This window comes from Brevibacterium sp. R8603A2 (genome assembly GCF_023072605.1).
GTDB lineage: Bacteria > Actinomycetota > Actinomycetes > Actinomycetales > Brevibacteriaceae > Brevibacterium > Brevibacterium pityocampae.
In genome coordinates, this window is sequence record NZ_JALLGN010000004.1 from 1 (window position 1) to 14,956 (window position 14,956).

At 67.7% G+C, this 14,956-nt stretch carries 14 protein-coding genes; 5 read left to right on the forward strand and 9 right to left on the reverse strand.

The window, feature by feature from the left end; translation table 11 throughout:
* Both MTQ12_RS04740 and MTQ12_RS04745 read left to right on the forward strand, forming a co-directional pair.
* On the forward strand, positions 1-785 hold a 785-nt coding region (locus tag MTQ12_RS04740), incomplete at its 5' end, for a cbb3-type cytochrome c oxidase subunit I (protein WP_247424511.1).
* Positions 782-1,183 carry a cytochrome c oxidase subunit 4 gene (locus MTQ12_RS04745; RefSeq protein WP_137319646.1) on the forward strand — a complete coding sequence of 134 codons (402 nt, stop codon included), beginning with the start codon at positions 782-784 and terminating at the stop codon, positions 1,181-1,183. The genes MTQ12_RS04740 and MTQ12_RS04745, both read left to right, overlap by 4 nt.
* Before the next feature lie 482 nt (positions 1,184-1,665).
* Here MTQ12_RS04745 and MTQ12_RS04750 read toward each other — a convergent pair whose 3' ends face one another.
* The 6 genes from MTQ12_RS04750 to MTQ12_RS04775 all read right to left on the reverse strand — a co-directional run bounded on the left by MTQ12_RS04750 (position 1,666) and on the right by MTQ12_RS04775 (position 8,842).
* Positions 1,666-2,412, reverse strand: a complete 747-nt coding sequence (locus MTQ12_RS04750; RefSeq protein WP_247424512.1) for an ATP-binding protein — start codon at positions 2,410-2,412, stop codon at positions 1,666-1,668.
* Positions 2,409-3,968: an IS21 family transposase gene (gene istA / locus MTQ12_RS04755; RefSeq protein ID WP_247424515.1), complete on the reverse strand. Its 1,560-nt coding sequence runs from the start codon at positions 3,966-3,968 to the stop codon at positions 2,409-2,411. Before istA ends, MTQ12_RS04750 begins: the two co-directional genes overlap by 4 nt.
* A gap of 766 nt (positions 3,969-4,734) precedes the next feature.
* Positions 4,735-6,378, reverse strand: a complete 1,644-nt coding sequence (locus tag MTQ12_RS04760) for a ubiquinol-cytochrome c reductase cytochrome b subunit (protein ID WP_137319647.1) — start codon at positions 6,376-6,378, stop codon at positions 4,735-4,737.
* A complete protein-coding gene (locus MTQ12_RS04765) occupies positions 6,375-7,424 on the reverse strand; it encodes a Rieske 2Fe-2S domain-containing protein (protein WP_247424517.1) in 1,050 nt (349 codons plus the stop codon). Before MTQ12_RS04765 ends, MTQ12_RS04760 begins: the two co-directional genes overlap by 4 nt.
* Positions 7,425-7,468: 44 nt before the next feature.
* Positions 7,469-8,254, reverse strand: a complete 786-nt coding sequence (locus MTQ12_RS04770; protein WP_137319649.1) for a cytochrome c — start codon at positions 8,252-8,254, stop codon at positions 7,469-7,471.
* Between the two features lie 51 nt (positions 8,255-8,305).
* Positions 8,306-8,842 (reverse strand): heme-copper oxidase subunit III, encoded by a 537-nt coding sequence (locus MTQ12_RS04775; RefSeq protein ID WP_247424982.1) that lies wholly within the window; start codon positions 8,840-8,842, stop codon positions 8,306-8,308.
* 362 nt (positions 8,843-9,204) lie between these two features.
* On the opposite strand from MTQ12_RS04775, the gene trpD reads away from it, so the two are divergent.
* Positions 9,205-10,305, forward strand: coding sequence for an anthranilate phosphoribosyltransferase (gene trpD / locus MTQ12_RS04780; RefSeq protein WP_247424519.1), 1,101 nt, complete (start codon positions 9,205-9,207; stop codon positions 10,303-10,305).
* Here trpD and MTQ12_RS04785 read toward each other — a convergent pair.
* A complete protein-coding gene (locus MTQ12_RS04785) occupies positions 10,270-12,006 on the reverse strand; it encodes a DEDD exonuclease domain-containing protein (protein ID WP_247424521.1) in 1,737 nt (578 codons plus the stop codon). The genes trpD and MTQ12_RS04785 overlap by 36 nt on opposite strands.
* Before the next feature lie 153 nt (positions 12,007-12,159).
* Between MTQ12_RS04785 and MTQ12_RS04790 the strand changes: the two genes are divergently transcribed.
* Positions 12,160-12,459 (forward strand): hypothetical protein, encoded by a 300-nt coding sequence (locus MTQ12_RS04790; RefSeq protein WP_247424524.1) that lies wholly within the window; start codon positions 12,160-12,162, stop codon positions 12,457-12,459.
* Here MTQ12_RS04790 and MTQ12_RS04795 read toward each other — a convergent pair whose 3' ends face one another.
* On the reverse strand, positions 12,460-12,882 hold the full coding sequence (locus MTQ12_RS04795; RefSeq protein ID WP_247424527.1) for a hypothetical protein: 423 nt from the start codon (positions 12,880-12,882) through the stop codon (positions 12,460-12,462). It lies immediately after the preceding gene.
* Entirely contained in the window at positions 12,879-13,691 is an 813-nt protein-coding gene (locus MTQ12_RS04800) for an alpha/beta fold hydrolase (RefSeq protein ID WP_137319655.1), read from the reverse strand. Before MTQ12_RS04800 ends, MTQ12_RS04795 begins: the two co-directional genes overlap by 4 nt.
* Positions 13,692-13,887: 196 nt before the next feature.
* Here MTQ12_RS04800 and MTQ12_RS04805 point away from each other — a divergent pair, with 196 nt between their 5' ends.
* Positions 13,888-14,688 (forward strand): lysophospholipid acyltransferase family protein, encoded by an 801-nt coding sequence (locus tag MTQ12_RS04805; protein WP_137320475.1) that lies wholly within the window; start codon positions 13,888-13,890, stop codon positions 14,686-14,688.
* The last annotated feature ends 268 nt before the right edge of the window (positions 14,689-14,956 follow it).

Genomic DNA, 14,956 nt, shown 5'->3' on the forward strand with positions numbered 1-14,956 from the left:
CCGTGTGGGCCCACCACATGTACGTCACCGGTGCGGTCCTCCTCCCGTTCTTCGCGTTCATGACGATGCTCATCGCGGTGCCGACGGGTGTGAAGATCTACAACTGGATCGGCACGATGTGGCGCGGTTCCCTGACCTTCGAGACTCCGATGCTCTGGTCCCTCGGGTTCCTCGTGACGTTCGTGTTCGGCGGGCTGACCGGGGTCATCCTCGCCAGCCCGGTCCTCGATCAGCAGGTGTCCGATTCGTACTTCGTCGTCGCCCACTTCCACTACGTCATCTTCGGCACGGTCGTGTTCGCGATGTTCGCCGGGTTCTACTTCTGGTGGCCGAAGTGGACGGGGCGGATGCTCAACGAGTCGCTCGGCAAGATCCACTTCTGGCTGCTGTTCATCGGCTTCCACATGACGTTCCTCATCCAGCACTGGATGGGTGCCGATGGCATGCCGCGTCGGTACGCGGATTTCCTGCCGCAGGACGGCTGGACGTGGATGAACCAGATCTCCACCGTAGGTTCGCTGATCCTGGGTCTGTCGATGATCCCGTTCTTCTGGAACGTCTGGGTCACCGCCCGCAGGGCACCGAAGGTCACGGTGAACGACCCGTGGGGCTACGGCTCCTCCCTCGAGTGGGCGACCTCGTGCCCGCCGCCGCGCCACAACTTCACCTCGCTGCCCCGGATCCGCTCCGAGCGCCCTGCGTTCGACGCGAACCACCCGGAGCTGCTCGAGCTGGCCGGCTACGATCGTGACGCGTACGCAGTGGTGGAGAGGACGAAGAAGTGAAGACATCAGCCATCATCTTCAGCTCGGGCATCCTGTTCTTCCTCCCGATCGCCTTCATCTACGGGTTCCTCACCGACTTCCAGGAGCTCGTCGGATTCCCGGCGATCCTCCTCGTCGGGCTCATGTCCCTGATGATCGGCGGGTACCTCTTCCTCCACGACAGGAGCATCGGACGGATCGCCGCCGACGACCTCGACGGCGAGATCTCCGATGAAGCCTATGAGTACGGCTTCTACAGCCCGTGGAGCTGGTGGCCGATCACCGTCGCCACCGGTGCCGGGATCTGCTTCGTCGGCGTGGCCGTCGGATGGTGGATCGTTCCGTTCGGAGGACTCATCGCCCTGGTCGGACTCGTCGGACTCGTCTACGAATACGATCGCGGCAACCACGCGCACTGAGCGCAGGCGCATAGCGCAGGCACGCTGAGGCGGGGCCGGGACTCATGTCCCGGCCCCGCTTCTCTGCGTGTGCCTTCAGGCGACCCGGGGGCGCCTCCCGTGATTGCTTGTTCCGGGGGAATTGGAACCGAGCGAGTGCGTGATCCGCGGTAGGATACTCGATCCTCTGGGCGCACGGGCGACGAACTGCGGTGATCGGGCGTGCAGGAGAGTTCGACGGGTTCAGGCGAACACTGCTGCGGCCAGGAAGAAGGCCCAGGCGGTACACGTGCGCAGCGGTGAAGGGTGCGGCGAAGGTATCAGCACGACCAGCTGAAATCGGCGATCCTGCGACCGCCGGTGCCCCGTTCCCGAGGAGTACAGCTTCACTGTGAGTATTTGATGTCTTGGGAGCATGTGGATATCGCCGTTGGGTTCCGCTGTTATTGCCGTTGAGCGCCAGTGACCGGCGTTGGCGGGAGCCACTGGCGCTCTTGGGTGGTCTACTTGTGCGCGGTGGTGTGTTCGCGCATGTTGTAGGTGCCGGTTTCGATCCAGATGGTGTTGTGGATGATCCGGTCCATGATGGCATCGGCGTGGACGCCTGAGCCGAGTCGCTGGTGCCAGTCCTTCTGCGGGTACTGGGTGCAGAACACGGTGGATGCGTGGTCGTAGCGGCGTTCCATGAGCTCGAGCAGCATGCTGCGGATTCCCTCTGATGGGGTGTCCAGCAGCCACTCGTCGATGACGAGTACGGTGAATGCGGCGTACTTCTTCAGGAACTTCGTCGCCCCGGAGGGTTTGTCCTGGGCCAGCGTCCAGGCCTCTTCCAGGTCGGGCATCCGGATGTAGTGGGCCCGGATCCGGTGCTGGCAGGCCTGCTTGGCCAGCGCGCATCCCAGGTAGGACTTGCCGGAGCCGGTGAAGCCTTGGAACACGACGTTCTGCTGCCGATCGACGAACGAGCAGGTGGCCAGCTGTGTGAGCACGCTCCGGTCGAGTCCGCGTTCCTCGATCAGGTCGACCTGTCTGAGGTCGGCGTTGGGGTAGCGCAGTCCGGCCCGGCGGATCAGCCCAGTGACCTTGGAGTGGGTGAACGACGAATACGCCTCGTCGACGACCAGCCGCAGCCGTTCCTCGAACGCCAGGCCTATGCTCAGCGTCTCATCTTGTCCCTCGATCGCGGTCAGTAGGTCACCGGCATTCATCTCCCGCAGTTTGCGTTTGGTTTCGATGTCGACCCGGCTCATCTGGTGCCTCCCGCGTAGTAGGCGGCCCCGCGGACGTAGCCTGCCGGTTCGCTCGGTGCTTGGACGTCGTCTGGCAGTTCGGTCTTGTCTTGGCCGGTGTCCAGGATCGGCCGCAAATGCGCGTATCTGGGTGATCGGACCTGGCTGCGCAGGGCCAGCCGGCAGGCGGCCTCAACCCGTGCCGGCGAGTAGCGCCGCGATAGCCGCACCACCGCCAGCGCTGCGTTCAGGCCTTGTTCGTCGATCGTGACGGATTCGAAGATCCGCTCGACCACGGTCACCGTCGAAGGGCCGATCCGTTCGGCCCACGCGCTAACCCGGGGGCGGTCCCATTCGCGCCACTTACGCCCTTCGGGCAGGTCGGCCTCGTTCGTCCGATACTGGTTGACCTCACCGGCGGCGATGAGCCGGTGACTGGTCAGCCGTTCGTCACTGCGGTAGACCTCGAGCATCGTGTCGGTGATCCGCAGATCCACTGCGGCCCCGATATGGGCGAACGGCACGGAGTAGAAGTTCCGCTTCCACGCGACGTAGCTGTTCTTCGCCACCTTGCGCCCGTAAGCCCACGTGCTGATCTCGTAGGCCACCGCCGGCAGCGGCCGCAGCAACGGCTGTTCCTCGCTGATGAACACGCCCGTGCGGGAGCCGGCCCGCTTCTGGAACGGCTCCCGGTTGTACGCATCGACCCGTTCACCGATCGCTGCTCGCAGGGCTTCCAGGGTCGTAAACCGCTGGTCCCGCAGCCCGGCGATTACCCAGGTGGCGACATGCCCGACGGTGTTCTCCACGCTGGCCTTGTCCTTCGGATGCTTCACCCGGCCCGGCAGCACCGCCGCGCTGTAATGGGCGGCCAGCTGCCGGTAGGCGCCATTGAGGACGATCTCGCCCTCCTTCGGATGGGAGATGACTCCGGTCTTGAGGTTGTCCGGCACGATCCGCGGCACCGAACCGCCGAAGAACTCGAACATCGCCACATGCGCCCGCAACCACGTCTCCTGCTTCATGTCCAGGCACGGCTCGACGAACGCGTACCGGCTGAACGGCAGACATGCCACGAACAGGTACACCCTCGTGCTCTTGCCTGTCGCTGGGTCGTGCAGCTGCATTGTCGGGCCCGACCAGTCGACCTCAACGCTCACACCGGCCTTGTGCCCGACCCTCGACGCTGCCCCGATGATCAGCACGTGGCGCTGATAAGTCTTGCAGAACCGGTCGTAGCTCATCGCCGGCTGCCGGGCGGCGCTGCATTCGTCGGCGTACTCGCCATGGAGCAGCTTCAGCGTCACCCCGACCCGGGCAAGCTGCCGGTGCACCTGATCCCAATCCGGTTGGGCGAACACGCTCTGATGCTCCCCACGGCCGGGAAACACCAGCGCGTACACCTCAGCCTCGGATCGGTCCCGCACCTCGTCCCAGTTGAGGCCGAGTCGGTCAGCGGCTTCCAGCACGGCTGCCACGCTGTTGCGCGAGATTCCCTGGGAGGCCGCGATCGCTCTGCCGGACAATCCGTCGGCGCGAAGACTCAGTATCGTCTTCGCCTTGATTTTCCTTACCATTGAAATTGCTCCTTCCACCACGTGCCCTCACATGGTGGAAGGAGCCTAACCGGGTGGCTCTGACCGGCATCAGCGCCGGCTCTGAACCGCAATAACCGGCAGAACGGCAACCGGCTCCGATCGGCACTACCGCTGGACCTCAGAAACGCGAATATTCACACTGCGCTCCAGGAAGCGATGGTGTCCAGCAACTCCCCGACGATCGGTTCGTTCCTCCGAGACCGCACTGCATCGGACTCCAACGGATGCTCGATCTGGCGTGGGGGCTACGCCACGACCACCGACTATCCGCAGCGGCGAACCTCATGAGGCCCGGATCGCTGCAGTCGCGGCGGCGCTGTCCGAGGCGGCGCCGAACCCCCCTGCTCTCGCTCAGAAACCCAGCACCGCGGCCGACTTCGATACGTGTCCGCAACAACGCAGACTGCTGTGGCGGTCGTGGACTCGTGGACTGCGCAGTCTGCGACTGCGGCAGCAGTTTCCGTTGCGATCTCTCTGGGGTGTGAGACGAGGGCGAACCAGCGCTGAACTCAGTGAGCCGGAGCCGGCGAGTGATGGGCTGCGATTGACGGTCGAGCGCGAAGGCCAGCCGTGACGTGCCGGACGCCTCGTCCGCTCGGACGGAGCCTCGGGGGAGGGGACTGGGGGCCTGCATGTGATCGGACGAGCAGTCCGGCGAGCAGCCGTTCGCAGGACCGGGTGAACGGCCGAGGGCCGGACTGTCGGTAACAGTCCGGCCCTCGGCCTCGTGCGAGCGGATCTCCGCTCAGTGTCCGCGCGGGAGCTCTCCACCGGAGTGCGATCCGGCGTCGACGCCGTGGTCACCATGATCGTGGTGAGCGGCATCGAGCTCGTCCTTGGTCACCGGGGCGACGCGATCCTCGTAGAAGAACTTCGAGATCGCTGCTCGGCGACGCTCCCACTTCGAGATCTTCCCATCGGGGTCCGGCTCGGCGGGGACGTACTCGGGGGACTCGAAGGAGCTCAGCGCCCACACCTCGTGATCGGTGTGCACCTTGTGGCGCTCCTGGTACTCGCCGTGGGGCAGGCGGATGATCTCGCCGCTCTCGTAGCCGTGCAGGATGATCTCGCGGTCCTTCCGCTGCAGTCCGAGGCAGATCCGCTTCGTCACGATGTACGCGATGATCGGGCCGGCGAAGAACAGGAAGCGGAAGATGTAGATCATGTCGTTGAGCGACATGTGGAAGAACACCGCCATGAGGTCACCGGAGGCAGCTGCCCACATCACGGCGTACCAGACGACCGCCGCCATGCCGAAGGCGGTGCGCGTGGGGTTGTTGCGCGGGCGGTCGAGGATGTGGTGCTCGCGGTGGTCCTTGGTGACCCACGCCTCGACGAACGGCCAGGCGGCCATCGCACCGAACAGCAGCGCGGCGATGAGCAGCGCGGAGAAGATGTTGAAGCTGATCGGCCATCCGAAGATGTAGAACTCGGTCCAGCCCGGGATGATGCGGAGGAAGCCGTCCATCCAGCCGATGTACCAGTCCGGCTGCGTGCCGGCGGAGACGGGGGAGGGATCGTACGGCCCGTAGTTCCACACCGGGTTGATGGTGAAGAAGCCGGAGATCAGCGCCAGCAGGCCGAAGATCATGAAGAAGAACCCGCCGCCCTTGGCCGCGAAGGTCGGGAGCACCGGCTCGCCGACGACGTTCTTCTCGGTGTGCCCGGCGCCCGGCCACTGCGTGTGCTTGTGGATGACGACGAACATCAGGTGGACGCCGATGGCAGCGATGAGCAGCGCCGGGACGATCATGATGTGGAGCGAGTAGAGGCGCGACACGATGTCGATGCCGGGGAACTCGCCGCCGAACAGGAAGAACGACACATAGGTGCCGACGAGCGGGATGCCCTTGAGCAGGCCGTCGATGATCCGCAGGCCGTTGCCGGAGAGCAGGTCGTCGGGCAGCGAGTAGCCGGTGAAGCCGGCACCCATGCCGAGCGCGATGAGAGCGATGCCGATGAGCCAGTTGATCTCGCGCGGGCGGCGGAACGCACCGGTGAAGAAGATGCGCAGCGCGTGGATGCTCACCGCGGCCATGAACAGCAGAGCCGCCCAGTGGTGCATCTGGCGGATGAACAGGCCGCCGCGGATCTCGAAGGAGATCGCCAGCGTCGAGGCGTAGGCCTCGGACATCTCGACGCCCTTGAGCGGGATGTACGGACCCTCGTAGTGGAGCTCGCCCATCGCCGGCTTGAACCAGAACGTGAGGAAGGTGCCCGTGAGGATGAGGATGATGAAGGTGTAGAGGGCCACCTCACCGAGCATGAAGGACCAGTGGGAAGGGAAGATCTTGCGACCGAACTCCTTCACCATCTTCGAGGCGCCTACGCGGCTCTCGGTGAACTGTGCCGCTTTTCCGACAGCGGTCGTCGCGGGTGCTGTGCTCATTGCTCGGAGGTCTCCCTGGTGTTGATCTCCCAGAACGTCGGGCCGACGGGATCCACGAAGTCGCGCTGGGCGACCAGGTAGCCCTCGTCATCGACGGCGATGGGAAGCTGCGGAAGCGGACGCTTGGCCGGGCCGAAGATGACCGCGCAGTGGTTGGTCACGTCGAAGGTCGACTGGTGGCACGGGCACAGGAGGTGGTGGGTCTGGTGCTCGTAGAGGGCGACCGGGCAGCCGACGTGGGTGCAGATCTTGGAGTAGGCGACGATGCCGTCGACACCCCAGTCCTCCTTCGCCGGATCCGTGTTGAGCTCCTGCGGATCGATCCGCATGAGGAGCACGGCGGCCTTGGCCTTCTCGTTGAGCGGGTGCTCGGACTCGTACATCTTCTCCGGGATCACGTGGAACGCGGAGCCGATGGTGACGTCCTCGGCACGGATGTAGCGGTCCTCGTGGGGCACCATGCCCGGGTCCTGGACGAGGCGCACGCCGGGACCCCAGAGGGTCTTGAAGAGCGAGTCGCCCGGGAGCGGACCGAGATCGCGGAACACGAGCAGCGCCGGCAGGGGAGCGATCGCGACGGCTGCGATGAGGGTGTTGCGCAGCAGCGGGCGACGGGCGATGCCCGACTCCTCCTTGGCCTGGTTGATGATCTCGAGCGCGATCGCCTGGTCCTCCTCGGACCCGGCGATGTCGTGACGGGACTCGACGACCTCGACGTCGGTGATGAGGGTCTTGGCCCACAGGACGATGCCGACTCCGATGGAGAACAGCGCGAGCGTCGCGCCGAGCCCGAGCATCGCGTTCTGCAGTCGGATCGACCCCATCGAGCCGTCCTCGATCGGGAAGAGGAAGTACGACACGATGAACCACAGGGTTCCGATCATCGAGAGGATGAACCATCCCGCGATCTGCCGTTCGGCCATGCGCTCAGCAGCGGGGCTGCTGTCGGTGACTCGGGGCTTGTGCTCGGGAGTACCAGGATTGGTGAACCCGTTCACCTGCTCGAGCTGGCTGCCGTGCTCGGCAGTGTGCTGTTTCGAGGTCATTCGCTTCCTCGTCTTTTACTCGATACGGATGAGAACGGTGGTGGTCACTTGGACCGCGCCGAGAGCCATACGGTGATGCCGATGACTGCAGCGAGACCGAAGAACCAGATGAACAGGCCCTCGGCGACCGGGCCGAGCGAGCCGAGCTTGGCTCCACCGGCGGACGGCTGCTCCGAGACCTCGCGGACGTAGGCGATGACGTCGCGCTTCTGCTCGGGGGTGAGGTTGGCATCGTTGAAGATCGGCATGTTCTGCGGACCGGTCTGCATGGCCTCGTAGAGGTGCTTCTCGGAGACCTCGGAGAGGTTCGGGGCATACTTGCCGCGGGTCAGGGCGCCGCCCGAGCCGACGACGTTGTGGCACATCGCGCAGTTGGTGCGGAAGAGTCCGCCGCCTGCGGCCGGGTCGCCCTGCGAGGCGTCGAGGTACTCGTCCTCCGGAACTGCCGGTCCGGGGCCGAGCGAGGCGACGTACGCCGACATCTGCGAGATCTGCTCCTCGCTGAACTGCGGAGTCTTGACCTGTGCCTGCGGGCCGCTCATCTGCAGCGGCATGCGGCCGGTACCGACCTGGAAGTCCACGGCTGCCGCGCCGACTCCGACGAGGCCGGGCCCGTTCTCGGTGCCCTCGGCGTTCATCCCGTGGCAGGTCGCGCAGTTGGTGACGAAGAGCTTCTCGCCCTCCTCCACGTCCTGAGCCGTGTACTCCTCGGCGGACGCGGTGCTGTTCGTGGTGAACACTGCGTAGGCGCCGCCGGTCATCAACAGACCGACGAGCAGCAGGACCACGAGGGCCATCGGGTGCCGGCGTCGTGCGGCTAGAAGCTTCACAGATTTGTCCTTTTCTTGCTGGAGTCTGGCAGGGCGGGTCTCAGACCGCGATCACTGGAGGATGTAGATCACGGCGAAGAGGCCGACCCACACGACGTCGACGAAGTGCCAGTAGTACGACACGCAGATCGCGAACACGGCTTCCCGGTGACCGAACCGCTTGGCGGCGTAGGTGCGGCCGATGACCAGCAGGAACGCGATCAGGCCGCCGAGCACGTGGAGGCCGTGGAACCCGGTGGTGAGGTAGAAGACCGAGCCGTAGGCGTTCGAGTTGATCGCAACGCCCTCGGAGACGAGGGTGGCGTACTCGTAGACCTGGCCGCCGATGAAGATCGAGCCGAGGAAGAAGGAGGCGTAGTACCACTCGACGAGGCCCCAGCGGCCGACGTTGAGCAGACCGCCGGTGCGGCGCGGCTGGAAGTGCTCGGCCTTGAACACGCCGAGCTGGCAGGTCACCGACGACAGCACCAGGATCGAGGTGTTGCCGAGCGCGAACCAGAACGCGAGCTTCTGCGTTTCCTCGGCCCACATTTCCGGGACGACCGAACGGATCGTGAAGTACATGGCGAAGAGCGCGGCGAAGAACATCAGCTCGCTCGACAGCCACACGATGAACCCTACGGTTGTCGTGTTCGGCCTGTTGACGACTGGATGAACCGGCGCTGTTTGAGATGCAGTGGCAGTGGACACGCCCCCATTATTACCCAGTCCCAAGGATAAATTCACCTTTTGCTCAGGTTCGCCGGGGACATTTTCTACGGCGTGTAGCGGAAAGCCCGAGAACTCGCGGATCCGTGTGACGTGCGGGAACACGCTCCCTCGCGTGTCGGTCCCGCCGATCGGACCGCGGACGCGCCGGCACAGGCGGCGTAGCATGATGGAGCCGCCCCCTTCCCGGGGTGAGACCCGGAGTCCCATCGCACACCGCAGCCCAGAGAGAGGTCCCCCGAATGAGCGCACAGTCCCGACCCGCGAACGCGTCTGCCGTCGTCTCGGATGTGCGCAACTGGCCCGACCTGCTCGTCGCCCTCATGTCGCGGCAGGATCTCGACGCCGGGACCGCGGCGTGGGCGATGGACGAGATCATGTCCGGCAACGTCCCCGACGTCACCATGGCCGCTTTCCTGGTGGCCCATCATGGGAAAGGGGAGACGGTCGAGGAGATCAGCGGTCTCGTCGAAGCGATGATGGCCCATGCGGTGACGCTCGACGGGCTCTCCGACGCCGTCGACATCGTCGGCACCGGCGGCGACCGGGCGAAGACGGTGAACATCTCCTCGACCGCCTCGTTCATCATCGCCGCCTCCGGGCAGCGTCTCGTCAAGCACGGCAACCGGGCCACGTCCTCGGCCTCGGGGTCCGCCGACGTCCTCGAGGCGCTCGGACTCGCCCTCGACCTCACGCCCGCGCAGACCGTCGGGCTCGCCCGCGAGGTGGGGATGGCGTTCTGCTTCGCGAACGTCTACCACCCGGCGATGCGGTTCATCGCCCCGGTGCGGAAGGCCATCAAGGTGCCCTCGGCCTTCAACATCCTGGGTCCCCTCACCAATCCGGCCCGCACCCGTGCCACCGCGATCGGTGTCGCCGATCCCGCGATGGCGCCGCTCGTCGCCGGGGTGCTCGCCCGGCGCGGCGACACGGCGCTCGTGTTCCGGTCCGGCGACGGCCTCGACGAGCTCAGCACCACCGCGGTCAACGACGTCTGGGAGGTCCGCGACGGCTCGGTGGTCCATTCGACCTTCGACGCGACCGCCCTCGACCTTCCGCGGGTCTCCAAGGACGATCTGCGCGGCGGCGACCCGGAGTTCAACGCCGGGGTGATGACCCGGGTGCTCGAGGGCGAGCGGTCCCCGGTGCGCGATGTCGTCATCCTCAATGCGGCGGCCGCGCTCGTCGCCGCCGATCGGGAGGCCGAGGGAGCTCTGACCGATCGGCTCGCCGCGAAGTCCGGGATCGCCGCCGAGGCGCTCGATTCCGGGGCCGCCCGCCGCAAGCTCGATGAGCTGATCGAGGCGTCACACCGCTGGGGTGCCGCCGAGCGGACCGAATGACCCGAGGACGCGCCCGAAGCCGGTGAGCGGCTCGCTCCAGCCGCCGGTGGTGCGCACCAGCCGCGTGCTCCCGTCGGCCAGCCGCCGGTGGATCAGCGCGGTCTCCTGGGCGAGCGCCGCCGGCGCATCCGCGGACGGCTGCTCGACGTGCTCCGCGGTGAGCCGCAGCGACTCGATCGCCGGATAGGGATTGACGCCCCCCGGCACGCGGGCGCTCCCGGCGAGCCGGCCCCAGCGGACGAGGGCGAGGTCCCAGCCGCCCCCCGGCGTCGGCACGGCGGCGACGCACTCCTCGATCGCGGCGAGCCCGGCCTGCCGCTCCTGGGCGGCGAGCGAGGAGAGCAGCCCGGTCATCGCGTCGCGCACCTCGGCGGCGGTCTCGAAGCGCTCGTCCGCGGTGAGGGCGGCCATGCGCTCCCGGCAGCGCCGCACGAACTCCGCCGGGTCGCCGACGAGGAGATCGTGGACGCCGGTGATGCCGGCCCGGTAGGCCTCGGCGTCCCAGTTCCCGGCGCACGGCCCGCCGCAGCGACCGAGCTCCCCGGAGGCGCACGGGGCGAAGGCGGCGTGGTGCGGCTTCTGCGTGCACTGCTTGAGCGGGAAGAGGCGGTCCAGGGCGCGCTTGGCCTCCTGGGCGCGGCGGTGGGTCCGGAACGGGCCGAGCCGGCGCGCGGCGTCGTCCGCCGAGGCCGGTGCTGTCCGCACGACAGAGAGGCGCGGGAACTCCTCGTCGGTGAGCCGGAGCCAGGTCTGGCGCTCCGGATGTTTGGACCGCCGGTTGTAGGGCGGGGCGAGCTCGCCGATGAGCCTGATCTCCCTGACCTCCGCCTCGAGGTGCGTGTCGCAGGGGACCGTGCTGACCTCCTGGGCGGCGGTGATCATCTCCGCCATGCGACCGCGGGTCTCCCCGGCCGTGAAGTAGTTGCGCACGCGGGCCCGCATGTTCCGGCTCACCCCGATGTAGAGCACCCGCCGGGAGCCGTCGAGGAACATGTACACACCGGGTCCTTCCGGGACCCCCGTGGCGAGGTGGGCCTTGGTGCGGCGCTTCTGCCATCCGGCCGGCTTGAGGCGCTGGAGGTCTTCGAGGGTGGTGATGCCGAAGGTGCCGAAGCGGTCGAACAGCCGGTGGAGGATCTCCCCGGTCGCCCGCGCATCCGCCAGTGCCCGGTGGTCCGGGGCCACCGCGGTGCCGAAATGCGCGGCGAGTGTGCCGAGCTTGTGGTTGACGACCTCTCCGCGGGGCACGACCTGGCGGGCGAGCTTGACGGTGTCGAGCACGGGCGGGTCCGGCCAGGCGTAGTCGAGCGAGCTGCAGGCGGCCTTGAGGTAGCCGATGTCGAAGCCTGCGTTGTGGGCGACGAGGACGGATCCCCGCGCGAACTCGAGGAACGCGGGGAGCACCGAATCGAGTTCCGGGGCGCCGGCGACCATGCCGTTGGTGATCCCGGTCAGTCGTTCGACGAACGGGGAGATCGTGCTCGTGCGCGGCCGGACCAGGGTGGAGAACTCGCCGAGCACCTCGCCGCTGCGGAGCTTGACCGCGCCGATCTCGGTGATGTCGGTCGAGCCGGTCGTCTCGAGGTCGACGACGACGAAGGTCACCTCTTCCAGCGGGGTGCCGAGATCGCTGAGGTCGAGCTGCCCGGAGCGCGGCCGCTCGTCCCGGTCGAAAGCCCTCGGGGCGCGGTGGATGGACATGGCTGACATCCTGCCACGCGGGACGGACACGGGGGTCGGGGATGCGGGCAGGGCGGCCGCCGGCGGGGCCGTGTCCGCACCTCCGTCTAGGGTCTGGAACGTGCACCTGACACCGTGCGTCGCAGCCGCGGCGCACCGATCGAGGAGGACCTCATGATCATCGAATGCACCGATCCCGGCCACGGCACGGACGAGCGCACGGGCGCGGTCGTGTGCCCGGACCCCGACTGCCTGGTCGCCGCCGTCCACTCCGGTCCGGATCCGATGGACCGACTGCCCGCCGTGCGCCCCGACTGGATCCTCGAGAGTCCGGATCGCCTCGATCGTCTCGAGGTCGAGGCGCTCGCGGTGCTCGGCGACTGCGGCCTCGTGCCGCAGGTCGTGGCGCCGGGGGAGGACGACCGGGAGGCCGACTACGTGCCCTTCGCTCCGGCGATCCGCCGGGTCGGCTGATCAGACCTGCGCCCCGCCGCCGGGATCGCTGCGGTGCTCGGCCGGCAGGTTGAGGAAGAGCATGAGGCCCGAGGCCATGCTGATGCCGAGGAGCACGAGCACCGCGATGCCCGGCACGGGCCGGAAGAAGATCGCCATGACGAGGAGAGCGCCGACCCCGCCGACGAGCCCGACGACGGAGAGCACGAAGAGCGGGGGCGCACTGCGCCAGCCGATCCGCTCCGGGGCCGGTGGGACCCAGTCCTCGTCCTCCTCGAGCCGCTCGCGGATCTCGTCGATGGACATCTCCGGGACGAAGCCCGACTGCGCCTCGATCCCGGACACCATGGACTCCCAGTCCGCATCCGGGATGCGCTCGGCGTCGGGCAGGCGTTCGCGATCCGGGTCACCGGAGGATCCCGGGAGGCCGCCGGAGCCGGTCATGGCCGAGACCTCGGGGAGTCCGCGGCGGCGTCGCGCATGCGGCGGATCTCGGTGAGGACGAGGGACGCGTCGTAGTCGAGTGTGGCGACGTGGCGACTGCGGCGCAGGGAGACCGTGCGCACCGGCCCGGCGAGCCGGGCGCGCAGCTGTCGCGCCGACCACGGTCCCACGACGTTGTCGGTGCCCGACTGGCAGATGACCGTGGGCACGGTGATCCGCCACAGGCGCTGCAGCAGTGAGCGCTGGCCGCGCTGCATCGAAGCGATGGCGCGCAGCGGGGTGCGCGGGTAGGCGACCTCGTCCTGGTCGGGCAGCTCGATGTCGTTGCCGATCGCCGCGACGCTCGGCACGAGGTGCTGAAGGAGGGGGAGCGCGGTCCGCAGCGGGGAATCGACCCGCAGGGCAGGATTGACGAGGACGAGGCCGAAGATCTCACCGAGCGCGCCCTCCCGGTCGCCTGCCGGAGCGGCTGCGGCGAGTTCGAGGGCGAGTGCCCCGCCCATCGAGAGGCCCGCCACGACGACTGCGGAGTGGCGCCCGCGGAGGTCGGCGAGCTCGCGCGCCGCCGCAGTGCGCCAGTCGGCCCAGGTGGCAGCGTTGAGATCCTGCCAGACGGTGCCGTGTCCCGGCAGCAGCGGAACACGCACCGCGGTGCCGTCGGCGATGAGCTGCTCGGCGATCGGCCGCCAGGCGGCGGGGGAGCCGGTGATGCCGTGGAGCAGCAGCACGCCGACCTCGGACGGGGCGTCAAAGGTCAGCGCGGAGGCCGGGCGCTCGGCTGCGATCGTGCTTCCGGGAGGTGCCGTCATGCGTTCCAGAATGCCACACCGCGCCGCAGCCGCAGAGAGCCCGTGCTTCCTCACTGGAAGGGCGTCGGTGACGCACAGCCCAGAGGCGGCGAGTGTGCGGTGGGTGCGGTGGGCGCGGTGCCGATCGCAGCGGATCCGAGGACGCCTCCGTGTAGTAGTCTCGGACCGTTCGACCGCCCGTGTGGAAAGGGACACCGTGTTCTACTGGCTGCTCAAGACCATCGTCGTCGGGCCGGTCGCGCGTGCCCTGTTCCGGCCGTGGGTGCGCGGGCTGGAGAACATCCCGGAGACCGGCGGTGCGATCATCGCGGGCAACCACCTGTCCTTCATCGACTCGATCTTCGTGCCGCTGGCGGTTCCCCGGCCGGTCGTCTACCTCGCGAAGAACGACTACTTCGTCGGCCGCGGGATCAAGGGCACGGTGACCCGGTGGTTCTTCAAGCTCACCAACCAGTTGCCGATCGACCGGTCCGGGGGCTCGGCCTCGGAGGCCTCGCTCGACGCCGGGCTCAGGGTGCTCCGCCGCGGGGACCTCCTGGGGATCTACCCCGAGGGCACCCGCAGCCCCGACGGGCGGCTGTACCGCGGGCGGACCGGGATCGCGCGCCTCGTCATGGAGGCCGGCGTACCCGTGGTGCCCGTCGCGCTCATCGGCACCGACAAGGTGCAGCCCGAGGGACGGACCATCCCGCGCCTGCGTCGGGTGGGGATCGTGTTCGGCAAGCCGCTCGACTTCAGCGAGTACGCCGGCATGCAGGGTGACCGGTTCCTGCTGCGCTCGGTGACCGACGAGATCATGTACGAGATCCTGCGCCTGTCCGGGCAGGAGTACGTCGACACCTATGCCTCATCGGTGAAGACGAAGCTGCTGACCTCGACCAAGCCGACGAACCGGACCGAGGAGACCTCCGGGAACGCCGCCGGGAACGCCGCCGGGAGCGGATCCGTCGGCGGCGAGGCCGCCGGTGGGGCGCCTGCGACGGCTGCTCCGCGGTGACGGCGACCCGCCAATGCTGGTCGCTCCCCGGTGCGGGCGCACCGGCCGTCACCGCGGAGAGATTCCGGTCGCTCGGCGTTCGATTACTCCGGTAACGGCGACACGCCGAATCGTTATCCCGTGCTTCGTTGTCCGCGCCCGCACCAGCGCATAAGTTCAAGGGTGTAACTTTCCCTGGGTCCGCGAGCGCCCGGTGCGGTAGAATCACTGGAGACAACCGATCCGGTGCTCGCAGGCCCTGCTTCCCCCAGGGACATGAAGGAGGAGT

Coding starts and splice junctions, on each gene's coding strand:
- MTQ12_RS04795 (WP_247424527.1), bottom strand. CDS start 12,882: ATGACCGGCTCCGGCGGCCTCCCGGGATCCTCCGGTGACCCGGATCGC.
- MTQ12_RS04800 (WP_137319655.1), bottom strand. CDS start 13,691: ATGACGGCACCTCCCGGAAGCACGATCGCAGCCGAGCGCCCGGCCTCC.
- istA (WP_247424515.1), bottom strand. CDS start 3,968: ATGGTAAGGAAAATCAAGGCGAAGACGATACTGAGTCTTCGCGCCGAC.
- MTQ12_RS04775 (WP_247424982.1), bottom strand. CDS start 8,842: ATGTTCTTCGCCGCGCTCTTCGCCATGTACTTCACGATCCGTTCGGTC.
- MTQ12_RS04765 (WP_247424517.1), bottom strand. CDS start 7,424: ATGACCTCGAAACAGCACACTGCCGAGCACGGCAGCCAGCTCGAGCAG.
- MTQ12_RS04760 (WP_137319647.1), bottom strand. CDS start 6,378: ATGAGCACAGCACCCGCGACGACCGCTGTCGGAAAAGCGGCACAGTTC.
- MTQ12_RS04750 (WP_247424512.1), bottom strand. CDS start 2,412: ATGAGCCGGGTCGACATCGAAACCAAACGCAAACTGCGGGAGATGAAT.
- MTQ12_RS04785 (WP_247424521.1), bottom strand. CDS start 12,006: ATGTCCATCCACCGCGCCCCGAGGGCTTTCGACCGGGACGAGCGGCCG.
- trpD (WP_247424519.1), top strand. CDS start 9,205: ATGAGCGCACAGTCCCGACCCGCGAACGCGTCTGCCGTCGTCTCGGAT.
- MTQ12_RS04790 (WP_247424524.1), top strand. CDS start 12,160: ATGATCATCGAATGCACCGATCCCGGCCACGGCACGGACGAGCGCACG.